15 protein-coding genes and 1 tRNA gene are annotated in these 13,931 nt (G+C 35.3%); all 16 read left to right on the top strand.

Features of this window, described 5'->3' with window-relative positions; all coding sequences use genetic code 11:
* Positions 1–28 precede the first annotated feature (28 nt).
* Positions 29–802 (top strand): ParA family protein, encoded by a 774-nt coding sequence (locus tag ACVFVN_RS10540; protein WP_165136524.1) that lies wholly within the window; start codon positions 29–31, stop codon positions 800–802.
* A gap of 34 nt (positions 803–836) precedes the next feature.
* Entirely contained in the window at positions 837–1,739 is a 903-nt protein-coding gene (locus ACVFVN_RS10545; protein ID WP_456235218.1) for a ParB/RepB/Spo0J family partition protein, read from the top strand.
* A complete protein-coding gene (locus ACVFVN_RS10550) occupies positions 1,729–2,358 on the top strand; it encodes a DUF5683 domain-containing protein (protein WP_456235219.1) in 630 nt (209 codons plus the stop codon). Before ACVFVN_RS10545 ends, ACVFVN_RS10550 begins: the two co-directional genes overlap by 11 nt.
* A 10-nt stretch (positions 2,359–2,368) precedes the next feature.
* A complete protein-coding gene (gene dapB, locus ACVFVN_RS10555; protein ID WP_456235220.1) occupies positions 2,369–3,073 on the top strand; it encodes a 4-hydroxy-tetrahydrodipicolinate reductase in 705 nt (234 codons plus the stop codon).
* Positions 3,074–3,138: 65 nt separating this feature from the next.
* Positions 3,139–4,800, top strand: coding sequence for a signal peptidase I (gene lepB / locus ACVFVN_RS10560; RefSeq protein ID WP_456235221.1), 1,662 nt, complete (start codon positions 3,139–3,141; stop codon positions 4,798–4,800).
* A gap of 18 nt (positions 4,801–4,818) precedes the next feature.
* Positions 4,819–5,418: a WbqC family protein gene (locus ACVFVN_RS10565; RefSeq protein ID WP_456235222.1), complete on the top strand. Its 600-nt coding sequence runs from the start codon at positions 4,819–4,821 to the stop codon at positions 5,416–5,418.
* Between the two features lie 12 nt (positions 5,419–5,430).
* The gene (locus ACVFVN_RS10570; RefSeq protein WP_456235223.1) at positions 5,431–7,107 is read left to right on the top strand and encodes a S8 family serine peptidase; all 1,677 of its coding nucleotides are present in this window, start codon (positions 5,431–5,433) and stop codon (positions 7,105–7,107) included.
* Positions 7,108–7,225: 118 nt separating this feature from the next.
* Positions 7,226–7,732: a lipocalin family protein gene (locus ACVFVN_RS10575; RefSeq protein ID WP_165136540.1), complete on the top strand. Its 507-nt coding sequence runs from the start codon at positions 7,226–7,228 to the stop codon at positions 7,730–7,732.
* A 22-nt stretch (positions 7,733–7,754) separates the two neighbouring features.
* The gene (locus ACVFVN_RS10580) at positions 7,755–8,447 is read left to right on the top strand and encodes an OmpA family protein (protein WP_456235224.1); all 693 of its coding nucleotides are present in this window, start codon (positions 7,755–7,757) and stop codon (positions 8,445–8,447) included.
* An 87-nt stretch (positions 8,448–8,534) separates the two neighbouring features.
* A complete protein-coding gene (locus ACVFVN_RS10585; protein WP_165136546.1) occupies positions 8,535–9,419 on the top strand; it encodes a decaprenyl-phosphate phosphoribosyltransferase in 885 nt (294 codons plus the stop codon).
* Positions 9,420–10,736, top strand: coding sequence for an FAD-binding protein (locus ACVFVN_RS10590; protein ID WP_456235225.1), 1,317 nt, complete (start codon positions 9,420–9,422; stop codon positions 10,734–10,736). It abuts the gene before it with no gap.
* A gap of 11 nt (positions 10,737–10,747) precedes the next feature.
* Entirely contained in the window at positions 10,748–11,473 is a 726-nt protein-coding gene (locus tag ACVFVN_RS10595; RefSeq protein ID WP_456235226.1) for an SDR family NAD(P)-dependent oxidoreductase, read from the top strand.
* Positions 11,474–11,485: 12 nt separating this feature from the next.
* A complete protein-coding gene (locus ACVFVN_RS10600) occupies positions 11,486–12,073 on the top strand; it encodes an HAD-IB family hydrolase (protein WP_165136555.1) in 588 nt (195 codons plus the stop codon).
* A 65-nt stretch (positions 12,074–12,138) separates the two neighbouring features.
* Positions 12,139–13,311 carry a cysteine desulfurase family protein gene (locus ACVFVN_RS10605; RefSeq protein ID WP_456235227.1) on the top strand — a complete coding sequence of 391 codons (1,173 nt, stop codon included), beginning with the start codon at positions 12,139–12,141 and terminating at the stop codon, positions 13,309–13,311.
* A gap of 64 nt (positions 13,312–13,375) precedes the next feature.
* Positions 13,376–13,693, top strand: a complete 318-nt coding sequence (gene trxA / locus ACVFVN_RS10610) for a thioredoxin (protein ID WP_079666116.1) — start codon at positions 13,376–13,378, stop codon at positions 13,691–13,693.
* Positions 13,694–13,823: 130 nt separating this feature from the next.
* Positions 13,824–13,897: transfer RNA gene (locus ACVFVN_RS10615), tRNA-Asp, on the top strand.
* Positions 13,898–13,931: the final 34 nt, after the last annotated feature.

The following is a 13,931-nucleotide window of genomic DNA, read 5'->3' on the forward strand; positions in this document are numbered from 1 at the left end:
TTGTATTTTTGAGAACTAATTGAATTTTATGGCAAAGATAATAGGTGTAGCAAATCAGAAAGGTGGTGTTGGTAAAACAACGACCGCTGTTAACTTGGCATCGGCATTGGGCGTTTTAGAAAAGAGAATTCTTTTGATAGATGCTGATCCACAGGCTAATGCAACTTCCGGATTAGGAATAGAAGAGGTTAACGCATCGACCTATAATTTGCTAGAACATAGCGCTGAAGCTAGCAAATGTATACTTCCGACAAGTTCTCCTAATGTGGATATTATTCCGTCGCATATCGATTTGGTTGCTGCAGAGATTGAGCTCGTAGATCGTGAAAACCGCGAATATATGATGCGCAAAGCTTTGGAGTCTGTGAAGAAAGATTACGACTATATTATTATTGATTGTGCGCCGAGTTTAGGTTTAATAACAATTAATGCGCTAACGGCTTCAGACTCTGTGATTATTCCGATTCAATGTGAGTATTTTGCTCTGGAAGGATTGGGCAAATTATTGAATACGATTAAAAATGTTCAAAAAATTCATAATCCAAATTTGGATATAGAAGGTCTTCTTTTAACAATGTACGATAGTCGTCTAAGATTGTCAAACCAAGTTGTAGAGGAAGTTAACACGCATTTTCCAGAAATGGTTTTTGAAACCATCATCAGTCGAAATGTGAGATTGAGCGAAGCACCAAGTTTTGGAGAAAGCATTTTGAAATACGATGCAGAAAGCAAAGGTGCTATCCAATATATCCAACTTGCGGAAGAAGTTTTATTAAAAAATGAAAAATTAGTAAAATCATAATATTATTGGATTTTTACTAAATCTTAAATTAAATATGAAAGATAAAAAAAGAGCAATGGGTAGAGGTTTGGGAGCAATCCTAAACGCTGAAAGCAAAAGCCTCATCAATACAGCGCAAGATGCAGGCGCAGAAGATTTGGTGGGAAGCATTGTTGAGGTTGCTATCGAAGATATTTATCCTAATGCCAACCAGCCAAGAACTTATTTTGATGAAAAAGCATTGAATGAGTTAGCGCAATCCATAAAAAATCTCGGTGTTATTCAGCCGATTACGCTTCGTAAAGACGGTGGAAAATTTGAGATTATATCGGGTGAGCGTCGCTACCGTGCATCAAAATTGGCAGGATTGACAAGCATACCAGCTTATATCCGTTTGGTCAACGATCAGGAATTGCTAGAGATGGCACTTGTAGAAAATATCCAAAGAGAAAATCTTGATGCGATAGAAGTGGCTTTAACGTACCAAAGATTATTAGAAGAGATTGGATTGACGCAGGAAAAACTAAGCCAACGTGTTGGTAAAGAGCGAAGTACAATTACCAATGCTATTAGATTGCTAAATTTGGATCCAGATATTCAAAATGCGATACGAAGTGGGCAAATATCTGCAGGACATGGTCGCGCGATTATAAGTATTGATGAAGAAGCGGATCGTAAAAAGTTGTTTGACAAAATTTTGGCAGAACATCTTAATGTTCGACAAGCTGAAAAATTAGCGGCACTTCTGAAAAACGCTGATAAAAAAGAAAAAGTAGAGAAGCTTATTAATCTTCCTAATCATATCAAAAAAGCACAGAAAACTTTGTCGGATATTTTTGAAACCGAAGTGGAAATCAAATCTTCCGCCAATGGGAAAAAAGGAAAAATCGTCTTAGATTTTAAAAATGAAAACGAATTAGAATTCATACTTTCCAGATTAAAAGTAGATGAAGTATAAAATTTGTATGCTTTTGATGCTTGGGATTTCGAGCCTTGGATTTTCCCAAAGCATTCCAGATAGCATCAAAACAGATACGATAAAAGTTAATCCAGTTATCACAAATTCTGAAAAAACAGATGTGAAAGTTCTGGAAGAAATCGAGAAAAAAAATGCGTCACAAAGCGTTACCAAATACAGTCCTATGAAAGCAGGACTGTATTCTGCTGTTTTGCCAGGACTGGGACAATACTACAATAAAAAATATTGGAAAATACCAATTGTTTGGGGAGCTGTTGGGACGGGTATCGGTATCGCTATTTGGAATCAAAAACAATACAATCGTTACAGAAATGCTTTTGTAGCTGAGCTTAATGGACAACCACATGAGTTTTCTGGAATTCCAGGAATAGATAAAACGGTTTTGGGAAATGCCCAAGATCGATCAAAAAGACAACGCGATTACGCCATAGGTGTCACGGGACTTATTTATGTTCTTAATATTGTTGATGCCATTGTTGATGCGCATTTGTACGAAGGTCGAAAAGATCCAGATTTGGCAATCACGCCCGTTGTGATTCCCGATCAATACAGTGTTCAGCCAACCAAAGCTGGACTTAGTTTTAATTATAGTTTTTAAAGAAACAAACATGAAGATTGCATTAGTAGGATACGGAAAAATGGGGCAAATTATTGATGAAATTGCTCAGCAAAGAGGACACGACGTTGTGGCGCGCCTTAAAGAAACGCCAACTGTTGAAAGTCTCAACAATGCCGATGTTGTTATTGAATTTTCTAATCCTGAAGCAGCATTTGAAAATATTAAATTCTGTCTTGAACAAAAAATCCCTGTCATTTGTGGTACAACAGGATGGCTTGATAAAAAACCAGAAATAGAACAAATCGCTATTGATAACGGAACAGCATTTATATATGGATCCAATTTTAGTTTAGGTGTTAATCTGTTTTTTGCTATTAATGAAAAGCTTGCTGAAATGATGAAGCCTTTCTGTGCCGAATACAATGTGCAATTGGAAGAAATTCATCACATTCATAAAAAAGATGCACCGAGTGGAACAGCGATTTCTATTGCGGAAGGTATTATCAAACATTCCGATTTTACAAGCTGGAAATTGGAAGAAACTAAAGGTCAAGAATTGGGCATTTTTGCTATTCGTGAAGATGAGGTTCCTGGGACGCACAGTGTTTATTACCGTTCCAATGTCGATGAAATTGAATTAAAACATACCGCTTTTAACAGAAAAGGATTTGCGCTGGGAGCTGTTATCGCGTCAGAATGGATTATTGGAAAAGTTGGCGTTTTTGGAATGAAAGATGTTCTGGGATTGTCATAGCTTGTAACATTTTTAAATTATCAAGACTAATTATTAAAATCAAATTATAAAATAAATATCCAACTATGGAATATATTGTACAATATAGCATTTACGTCATCATTGTTAGTGTATTGATGGGACTTTCAACTTGGAAGCTTTTCAAAAAAATGGGCTACAATCCTTTTTTTGCATTCGTTCCGTTTTACAATTATTTGATTGTTCAAAAAGAAACAAAACATCCAAAATGGTGGGTTGTTTTTGCATATTTTCCAATTGTTGGACCAATTATGATGTCTGTTTTTCATGTTTTTTTAATGAAGAAATTCGGAAAGTCAGGATTTGTAAATGCGCTATTAACAGTTATTCTGCCATTTATTTTTATGGCAACAGTCAATTATTCTAAAGATCCACAAATCGAAGAAGAAGATATTGAAGAAGAAGCTAAGAAGAAAGAAACCTTCATTGGTTCTGTTACTTTTGCTGTGGTTTTTGCCACCATTATTCATGTATTTATAACACAACCATTTGGGATTCCCACCGGCTCTATGGAGCGAACTTTATTGGTAGGCGATTTCTTATTCGTGAATAAACTTAATTACGGTTACAGAATGCCGATGCGCCCCGTGGCTCTTCCGTTCTTGCAAGGGACTATTTTTGACACTGGCGAACCAGGAAATCCAAAAGATGATCCCAAATCCTATGTTGATGCTATTAAACTTCCGTATTTAAGATTGCCAGGTTGGGAGAAACCAGAGAAAAATGATATTGTCGTTTTCAATTATCCAGACGACTCGGTGCATGTTGCAATCGATCGAAAAGATCCTTATGTAAAACGTTGTGTGGCTGTTGGTGGCGATGTTGTAGAATTCCGTGCAGGACGTTTGTTTATTAATGGAAAACCAGAACAGGTTTTGGGTGATCAAGAGATTCAACACAAATATATTGTAAGAAGTTCTTCGCAACTGGATATTCCTGGGCTTTACAAAATTTATGGTTTTTTACCAGTTATGGAAGGTCAGGATGATCAAGGTTTTGTTTATCATTTCCAAGGTTTAACAGACAAAATTAAAAACGATCTCAAGCAAATCCCCGGTGTAGAAAGTGTTGAAGAAGATGTTATGAAGCAAGGCGAAGCTTCGGTAGCCCATTTCTACAGAATGGAGCATGGCGACTATGTTCGTGATGATAGAGGATATCCAATTCAGACCGCTAAAGTGGATTCTACCAACAGTATTTTCCCAATCAACAAAACTTGGAACCAAGATTGGTACGGGCCATTGACAATTCCTAAAAAAGGAGATGTTATTACATTGACGCAAGAAAACTATATAGAATACCAGCGTCTTATCGGTATTTACGAACGCAATAAATTTGAAAATAAAAACGGAAAATTCTTTATCAATGGTAAAGAAACCAACCAATATACAGTGCAACAAGATTATTATTTCATGATTGGTGACAACCGTGATGCGTCTTTGGATGCGCGTTTCTTTGGTTTTGTTCCAGAAGAAAATATTGTTGGAAAACCTATGTTCACTTGGATGAGCGTGCAAGGGCTTTTTCCAGATAAGAGCTCTAGCTACCAAGCGGATAAAAAAATACGTTGGGATAGAATGTTTAAAGCAACCAATACCGGCGAAGCTAACAAAACCTCGTATTGGTGGATTGCCGCAGCTATTTTGTTGGTTTTCTTTGGGTGGGACTATATCGTAAAACTATTCAAGAAAAAAGAATCTGAAGATTAATTCTTATAGATTTCAAATATGGAAATTTTATTACCGATATTTTATTTTCCTCCCATTTCTTGGTTCGCCGAATTTTTAAAATCTGACATCGAAGTAACTTTGGAACAGTTCGAGCATTTTCCGAAGCAAACCTATCGTAACAGAACTAATATTTATGCAGCGAATGGAAAGTTGTCTTTGATAATTCCGGTGCGCCATTTTGGAAAAACCGCGATGAAGGATATGGAAATTTCTTATGCTGAAGATTGGCAAAAACAACATTGGCGTTCGATAAAATCAGCTTATCAAGCTTCTCCGTATTTTGAATATTATGAATTTAAACTTCAGAAACTTTACGAAGAAAAGACAACATCTTTGGTGGAATTTAATTTAAAATGTTTAAAAACAATTTTAGATATTTTAAAACTTGACCAAGATTTTAAACTTTCCGAAGAATATGTTGTGGAGTCAGAAATTGATTTCAGAAAACATTTTTCTGCAAAAAAAGTGGCAGATAAAATTTTTCCAGACTATTATCAAAGCTTTTCTGATAAAGGCGGCTTCATCCAAGATCTTTCGGTCTTAGATTTGATATGTAATCTCGGACCAGAAAGCCGCGCTTACATTTATAATTTATAAATCTTATTTAATATGAAAAAAATTGCGATTGCTATTTGTTATCTAGTTGGATTTGGTTGGGCAACTGCTCAGTCAACGTCATTATCAGACAAAGACAAAGATCTTATGACATGGTATCATAAGGATTTTGCAACGACTAAAGTATATGGTGTTAATACGCAAAATGCATACAAATATTTAGAATCTAAAGGTTTAAAACCAAAAACTGTTGTAGTGGGTGTTTTGGACAGTGGCGTACAAGTTGACCATCCAGGATTGGCTGCTAATATGTGGAAAAATCCAAACGAAATTCCTAATAATGGAATTGATGATGATAAAAATGGTTATGTAGATGATATCTATGGTTGGAATTTTTTAGGAAACAAAACCAAAGATGTTAATGTTGATAACCTAGAAGTAACACGCGTTGTTAAAAAATATAAACCTATTTTTGAAGGAAGCGATTCTGTACAGAACAAAGCGAATCAAGCGAAAATGTCTGAGGAATTTGCAATGTATATGAAATCGAAAAAAATATTCAGTGAGAAAAGTATAGAAGCGCAACAAGGTTTCCAAACATATTCGATGATTAATCAAATCATCCCAAATGCTGAACAGCTTTTGGAAGGGAAAACTTTGACAGCGGCTAATTTGGCTACGCTGAAACCATCTTCTCAACAAGATGCCATTGCTATGCAAGTTTTGTCTCAGCTATTGAGTAACAAAGATATGGAAGGCAAATCTTCCAAAGAAGTTGGCGATTTTTTAAGAAAAGATATCAAAGAAGCTTTGGATTATTTCCAGAACCAAGCCGAGAAACAATACAATCTTGATTTTGATCCTCGCGCTGAAATGGTTGGCGATAATTATGATGACTATTCAGAAAAATATTACGGAAACAACCATTATCAAGGTCCAGACGCTTCACATGGAACTCATGTTGCTGGTATTATTGCAGGACTTCCACAAGCTGGCGAAATCCAATATGGTGTTGCAAGCAAAGTGGCAAAAATTATGACCGTGCGTACAGTGCCAGATGGTGACGAGCGTGATAAAGATGTTGCAAATGCCATTCGATATGCCGTTGATAATGGTGCGAAAATTTTAAACATGAGTTTTGGAAAACCTGTTTCTCCTGGGAAAACACATGTTTGGGATGCCATGAAATATGCGGAAAGCAAAGGTGTATTATTGGTTAAAGCTGCTGGTAACGATAACGAGAATCTAGCCGAACATTCTTATTTTCCATCCAATTTCGCCACACAAACAGATCAAAAAGCTTTTGTGAACAACATGATTGTAGTCGGCGCAAATACAAATGATAGCGCAGCTTTGCGTTCGGATTTTTCTAATTATAATGACAGAATGGTTGATGTTTTTGCGCCGGGATCGGAAATTTATTCAACAGTTCCGACCTCGACTTACAAATATGAACAAGGCACATCTATGGCATCACCAGTTGTTGCAGGTGCAGCGGCAGTATTACTAGCTTATATGCCTAGTTTGACCCCAGCTCAAATAATTGAAGCTTTGACAAAAACTGTTAACAAGAGTGCAGCTAATAATTTTGGAAAACAATCTGTTGCTGGCGGTGTCATCGATTTAAAAAAAGCTGCGGAGTATGCTTATAATAATTTCTATAATGTAAAAAACAGCAAAACTCCAGCAAAACTTAATAAAAAAATAATAAAGAAAACAACTGAAAAATAAGTTTTTCTAAATTAAAAACTTTGTATTAAGAAAAATGTCAAAATTATTTTGACATTTTTTTTATAATTTAGCTTTGGCATGATTTTTAATATTCTTAATGCATCTAATTGTTTTGACTATGAAAAATATACTTTTATTAGGAGTTGTAGGAGCAGGGTTGTTCCTAACTTCATGTAAGACCGCTAACACAGAAAATTCTAATACTGTTACAGCAAAAGAAGCACAAACTAGAAGAGCAGAAGCTTTGAAAATGAAAGGCACTTGGCAAGTTACAAGTGTTGATTATGATAAGTCTTTTAAAATAAAACCTTTCGATGAAGGAGCAGACGCGCAATGTTTTGTAGGAAGCCAATGGAAATTAATCCCAAACAACTATACAGGTACTTACACGATGAATGGTGGTGGCGATTGTCCTACTGTAACGCAGCCGATATCTTTTGAAGTAACAAAATTCAACGAGTTTAAATTCAAAAAAGTTATGGAAGGTGAAAAAGCAAAACAAGTAGCTGCTGGTTATGTTTTAGAACTTCAAAATCTTTCTCAGGATAATTTTACTTTAGTTCAGAATGTTAATTTCGAAGGTAATCCGATTAAAGTATATTATAATTTTCAAAGAGTAAACTAAAATTTTAAAAAAATAAACTATTATGCGATTTATTAATAAAACAAATATTGCAGCTTTATTCATCAGCTCTACTTTGATGCTTACAAGTTGCGAAAGCATCCAGAATGCTAACAATACCCAAAAAGGTGCTGCAATAGGAACTGCGGCAGGTGCTATCTTGGGAGGTGTTTTGGGGAATAATATTGGTAAAGGAGGTAATGCCCCTCTAGGAGCTGTGTTAGGCGGTGTGGTAGGTGGTGGTGTTGGTGGTGTTATTGGTAACAAAATGGATAAACAAGCCAAAGAAATTAAAGAAGTTCTTCCTGGCGCTGAGGTAGAAAGAGTAGGTGAGGGGATTAAAGTGACACTTCACGAAAATACAGTGAACTTCGATTTTAATTCATCTAATTTGACAACATTAGCAAAGTCTAATCTGGATAAATTAGTAGTAGTGCTAAAAAATAATCCAGATACCAATATTAACATCTACGGCCATACAGATAGCGTTGGTACAGATGCTGTTAATATGAAAATATCTAACCAAAGAGCTTCTGCTGTGAAAAATTATTTCGTAACAAACGGTATTGCCTCTTCAAGAATGTTTACAGAAGGTTTAGGAAAAACAAGTCCTATTGCTTCTAACGATACCGATGCTGGTAGAGCGCAAAACAGAAGAGTTGAGTTTGCAATTACAGCCAACGAAAAAATGATTCAAGATGCCCAACAAGGTAAGTAAGAATTAAAATCTTTCAAAATAGAAAACCGCAATTTGCGGTTTTTTTTATTATCAGATAATTCTTAATTTTGGGATCTAATAATACAAATGAGAAAATATCTAAAACTTATTCGGGTAGAACAATGGGTGAAAAACCTTTTCGTGTTCTTACCTCTTTTTTTCTCTGGAAATATTACTAATGTTGATTTGTTTCTCAAAAGTATATTTGCCTTCTTCGTTTTTTCATTCACAGCGAGTTCCATCTACATCATTAACGATTATATGGATATTGAGTCGGATAAAAAACATCCAGAGAAAAAGAAACGTCCATTGGCAAGTGGCGTTATTTCTAAGCCCACAGCTATCATCATGTTTTTTGCACTTTTGATAACTACGATTTTATTAGTCGTTTTTGCGGCGTTTTATTTTAACCAAAACTATACAAAGTTCGGAATTATCATTGGTGGTTATTTTGTGATGAACTTGCTTTATACTTTTAAGTTAAAGCATGTAGCTATTATAGATGTAACAATTATTGCAACAGGCTTTGTGCTTCGTGTTTTGGCTGGTGGCTACGCAACGGGACTTCCTATTTCGCAATGGGCAATCTTGTTGACTTTTGTACTCGCTATGGTTTTGGCCGTTGGGAAAAGACGTGGAGAGCTTATCAATGCTCAGATTTCGGGACGTACAAGAAAAGCTTTAGATGGTTATAATGTGCAGTTTGCAGATATTGCGCTTTGTATTTGTGTTACATTAGCTATTATCTGTTATTTAATGTTTACATTATCACCAGAAGTTCAGAAAAAGTTTCATCCAAGAGTATTTTATACGGTGTTTTTTGTGTTTTTTGCATTTTTAAGGTATTTGCAGCAAACTTTAGTTTATAATAAAACCGAATCCCCTACCAAAATTATTTACAAAGATCGCTACATCCAGGTAACCTTGTTGATGTGGCTCTTAACATTTTTATTACAGATATACTACAAATAGATGAAACCGAATTTTATTCAAAAAGTTTCTAATTGGGGAAACTTTCCAATTGTGGAAGTCGAAATGAAATCGGAAGATTCACTTTCACATATCAAAGAATTTGTTGCCGACCGTAACGAAGTTATTGCTCGTGGCAATGGCAGATGCTACGGCGATGCCTCGCTGGGACAACACGTTTTTTCAACAAAAAGATTAAATAAATTTTTATCCTTTGACCGTCTTAATGGCGTTATAGAATGTGAGTCAGGCGTGCTGCTTTCCGATATTTTGGAAGTCGTTGTGCCGCAAGGTTATTTTTTGTATGTGACACCGGGAACCAAATTTGTAAGTGTGGGGGGCGCTATAGCCTCCGACGTGCATGGGAAAAACCACCATGCCGAAGGTTGTTTTTCAGAATATGTGATTGCGTTTAAAATTTTAAATGAAAACTCAGAAGTTTTAACGTGTTCGAGAGAGCAAAATTCTGATTTATTCTGGGCTACAATTGGCGGAATGGGACTTACAGGCATTATTCTTTCCACGAGTATAAAACTTAAGAATATAGAAACAGCCTACATTCGTCAAGAAAGTATTAAAGCCAATAATCTTGATGAGATTTTTCAATTATTTGACGACAGCGAAGATTGGACATACAATGTCGCATGGATTGACTGTTTGCAAAAAGGAAAAAGTATTGGGAAGTCTATCCTTATGCGTGGCGAACATGCTTTGAAAGGCGAGATTCCTAAAAATAAAGGTCAAAATCCTTTACGATTAAAACCTAAGTTTAGTCCCAATGTTCCATTTTATTTTCCGAGTTTTGTTTTAAATAGTTTGTCAATTAGAATATTTAATTGGTTGTATTTTAATAAACAACGTGCCAAACAAGTTAATAGTTTTATAGATTATGAAACTTTCTTTTACCCACTAGATGCTGTCAAAAATTGGAACCGAATCTATGGTAAAAAAGGATTTATCCAATACCAAATGGTGATTCCTAAAGACAAAGGAAAAGAAGGTATGAAGAAGATTTTGGAATGTATCGCCAAAAGTGGTAATGGCTCTTTTCTGGCTGTACTAAAGCTTTTTGGTAAAGATAATCCGCAAGCTTACAACTCATTTCCGCAGGAAGGTTATACATTGGCTTTAGATTTTAAAGTGAATTCGAAACTTAAAAAATTGATTGCACAGTTGGACGAAATTGTTGAAGAATTTGGTGGCCGAATTTACCTTACAAAAGATAGCATGAGCAAAAGCACTTTAACGGATTATCTCAAAAATGTTGAGAATCCCAAGTTTGTTTCACTTCAACATCAACGCATTCATAATCCATCTTAATTCCACAAAATATGATAATAATTGGTGCAAACTCTGAAGTAGCACAAGCCTTTGTAGAATGCTGTTTGAAGAAAGGCGAAAAGTTCAAAACTTTATATTTATTAAGTTCTAATCCGGCAACATCTGAAAAATTTGCAAACCATATCCATGTGAAATATTTGCAACATACAGAAGTTTTGACTTTGGACGTTCTTAAAGAAATCGATTATAAAAATTTCGAGCATATCGAGTCAGATTTATTATTTTGCGCAAGTGGCTATTTGGGTCAAGGTACTGATGAAGCTTTGTATGATGATAAAAATACAGCACGAATTTTAAATATTAATTTTTCCAAATTGGTTCCTGTTCTTAATCACTTTGCCAAAAAAATGGAGTCCAAAAGACAAGGTAATATAATTGTATTATCCTCTGTTGCGGGGGATCGCGGACGACAAAGCAATTTTATATATGGCAGTGCCAAAGCGGGACTTACGGCTTATCTCAGTGGTCTTAGAAACTATTTGTTTGACAAAAAAGTTCATGTAATGACTGTGAAACCCGGTTTTATGGCGACAAAGATGACAGAAGGTTTACCGCTAAATCCTGCTTTGACAGCGACGCCAGAACAAGCTGCGACGACGATTTTTAAAGCTTATAAAAATAAAAAAAATACGGCTTACGTTTTGCCAATTTGGGGACTTATCATGATGGTAATCCGTAATATTCCTGAGTTTATCTTCAAGAAGATGAAACTTTAAATAGATTTAAAAATGAAAAAATTGTATGTATTTGATTTTGATGGGACTTTGACTTATAAAGACACCATGTTTTTGTATCTCAAATATTTTAATCCTTCGAAATATAGAGTTCAATTTTTAAAACATATTCCACTTTTTGTTTTGGTTAAACTGAAACTGGCTGATGCCGAATCGGTGAAAAAAAGTTTTATAGCATCCATGCTTAAAGGACAAACAGAAGCCAAACTTCATCAGGTTTCGGATAATTTTTTCAATAATTATTATCCGAAATTGATTCGTGAAAATGCATTAGAATTTATCAACCAAATCAAAAAAGAGCAAACAGATTCTTACATTGTTACGGCTTCTTTGGATATTTGGGTACGCCCTTTTGCAGAGAAATTTGGAATGCAAATGCTAGCGACAAAAGCGGACTATCAGAATGGTGTTTTTACAGGGAAATTTGCTTCCAAAAATTGCAATGGCGAAGAAAAAGTTCATCGAATAAAAGAAGCCATAGAAAATAAAAAATTTGATAAAACCATTGCCTTTGGTGATACTTCTGGAGATCGTCCAATGTTAAAGTGGGCGAATGAAAGCTTTTATCAATTTTTTCACTAATTTCGTATCAATTTAGATGAGGCATTTGCTTCATTTATTTTTTTAATAAAATTCTCTAATAGAAAATGGAAAAGGTATATTTAGACAACGCAGCAACAACGCCGCTCAATGAAGAAGTTATCGACGCTATGGTTGGTGTACTTCGCAACAATTATGGTAATCCTTCATCAACCCACAGTTTGGGACAAGAAGCAAAAACACTATTAGAAGAGGTTAGGCGTAAGATTGCAGATGCTTTGCGTGTTACACCTGGCGAAATTGTTTTTACCTCGTGCGGTACCGAATCCAACAACATGATTATTAAATCTTGTGTGAACTATCTTGGCGTTCAACGTATTATTACCTCGCCATTAGAACACAAATGTGTTGCGGAAACTTGTCTAGAAATGAAACGCCTTCATGGTGTAGAACTTGTTTATCTTCGCCCTGATAACAAGGCGAATCTTAGTTTAGAAAAATTAGAAGAACTATTAAAATCTTCTGATAAAAAAACTTTGGTGACATTGATGCATGCTAATAATGAAGTTGGAAATCTTTTGGATATTGAGAAAGTTGCAAAACTTTGTAAAAAGTATGATGCCTTATTCCATTCAGATACAGTACAAACGATGGCGCATTTGGATTTAGATTTTTCTAAAATTCCATTGGATTTTGCTTCTTGTAGTGCACACAAATTTCATGGACCAAAAGGGACAGGATTTGCGTTTGTAAGAAAAGCTTCTGGACTAAAGGGGATAATCACAGGAGGACCACAAGAAAGAAGCCTAAGAGCCGGCACAGAGAATGTTTGCGGTATTGTTGGGCTTGGTAAGGCTTGGGAGTTGTCGATTGATAATATGGAAGAATATAGCTCGCATATTAAGAATATTAAAAACTATTGTAAAGAACAAATTAAAGCTAACTTTCCTAATGCTACATTTAATGGAGAATCTGGTAGCGATAACAGCTTATATACCGTTCTTAATATTTTATTAGCATTTAAAAACCCATTGATTGGTTTACAACTAGATATGCAAGGCGTTGCAATTTCGCAAGGAAGCGCATGTAGCTCTGGCGCTTCAAAACCTTCCATGGTATTAATGTCTATTTTGGACGAAGAAGAATTAGAACATTGTACGCCACTGCGAGTTTCATTTAGTCATTATACGACCAAAGAAGATATTGATAAATTCATAACAGCATTAAAAGAAGTTTCCAAAGATTTTATCATAGAAAAACAAAATACCGCGCATAGATAAATATTTATTGCAATAGGTATATTTTTTGTAATTTTGTAAAGTATTTTAAATAAAAATAAAAATTATGGCAGTAGAGATTACAGACCAGTCTTTCCAAGAAGTAGTATTAGCTTCTGACAAGCCTGTATTAGTAGATTTTTGGGCAGCATGGTGTGGACCATGTAGAATGCTAGGTCCAATTGTGGAAGAGCTAGCAAATGATTTTGATGGAAAAGCTGTGGTTGGAAAAGTGGATGTTGATAATAATCAAAATATATCAATGGAGTATGGTATCAGAAATATTCCGACATTATTGATTTTCAAGAATGGCGAAGTTGTTGATAAGCTAGTTGGTGTTAGTCCAAAAGAACTTATTGCTGAAAAACTTTCAGCACATATGTAAAAAAACAATCCTGAAAATGAGCGCTTTCCTAATAGGAGAGCGTTTTTTTTACAAAAAATTTGGAGAATGAAAATATTGTTGTATTTTTGCAACCACAATAATCAAGGCATCTAGCTGCGGTTATAGGCAAGATCCGGTAGTTCAGCTGGTTAGAATGCCGCCCTGTCACGGCGGAGGTCGCGGGTTCGAGTCCCGTCCGGATCGCAATTACAAATACAAAGTAATACAATATGCTGTA

The sequence above is a fragment of the Soonwooa purpurea genome (assembly GCF_053891095.1).

Excerpts from the sequence above, each read along its gene's own strand:
- ACVFVN_RS10540 (WP_165136524.1), top strand. The coding sequence starts at position 29 with ATGGCAAAGATAATAGGTGTAGCAAATCAGAAAGGTGGTGTTGGTAAA.
- ACVFVN_RS10545 (WP_456235218.1), top strand. The coding sequence starts at position 837 with ATGAAAGATAAAAAAAGAGCAATGGGTAGAGGTTTGGGAGCAATCCTA.
- ACVFVN_RS10550 (WP_456235219.1), top strand. The coding sequence starts at position 1,729 with ATGAAGTATAAAATTTGTATGCTTTTGATGCTTGGGATTTCGAGCCTT.
- dapB (WP_456235220.1), top strand. The coding sequence starts at position 2,369 with ATGAAGATTGCATTAGTAGGATACGGAAAAATGGGGCAAATTATTGAT.
- lepB (WP_456235221.1), top strand. The coding sequence starts at position 3,139 with ATGGAATATATTGTACAATATAGCATTTACGTCATCATTGTTAGTGTA.
- ACVFVN_RS10565 (WP_456235222.1), top strand. The coding sequence starts at position 4,819 with ATGGAAATTTTATTACCGATATTTTATTTTCCTCCCATTTCTTGGTTC.
- ACVFVN_RS10570 (WP_456235223.1), top strand. The coding sequence starts at position 5,431 with ATGAAAAAAATTGCGATTGCTATTTGTTATCTAGTTGGATTTGGTTGG.
- ACVFVN_RS10575 (WP_165136540.1), top strand. The coding sequence starts at position 7,226 with ATGAAAAATATACTTTTATTAGGAGTTGTAGGAGCAGGGTTGTTCCTA.
- ACVFVN_RS10580 (WP_456235224.1), top strand. The coding sequence starts at position 7,755 with ATGCGATTTATTAATAAAACAAATATTGCAGCTTTATTCATCAGCTCT.
- ACVFVN_RS10585 (WP_165136546.1), top strand. The coding sequence starts at position 8,535 with ATGAGAAAATATCTAAAACTTATTCGGGTAGAACAATGGGTGAAAAAC.
- ACVFVN_RS10590 (WP_456235225.1), top strand. The coding sequence starts at position 9,420 with ATGAAACCGAATTTTATTCAAAAAGTTTCTAATTGGGGAAACTTTCCA.
- ACVFVN_RS10595 (WP_456235226.1), top strand. The coding sequence starts at position 10,748 with ATGATAATAATTGGTGCAAACTCTGAAGTAGCACAAGCCTTTGTAGAA.
- ACVFVN_RS10600 (WP_165136555.1), top strand. The coding sequence starts at position 11,486 with ATGAAAAAATTGTATGTATTTGATTTTGATGGGACTTTGACTTATAAA.
- ACVFVN_RS10605 (WP_456235227.1), top strand. The coding sequence starts at position 12,139 with ATGGAAAAGGTATATTTAGACAACGCAGCAACAACGCCGCTCAATGAA.
- trxA (WP_079666116.1), top strand. The coding sequence starts at position 13,376 with ATGGCAGTAGAGATTACAGACCAGTCTTTCCAAGAAGTAGTATTAGCT.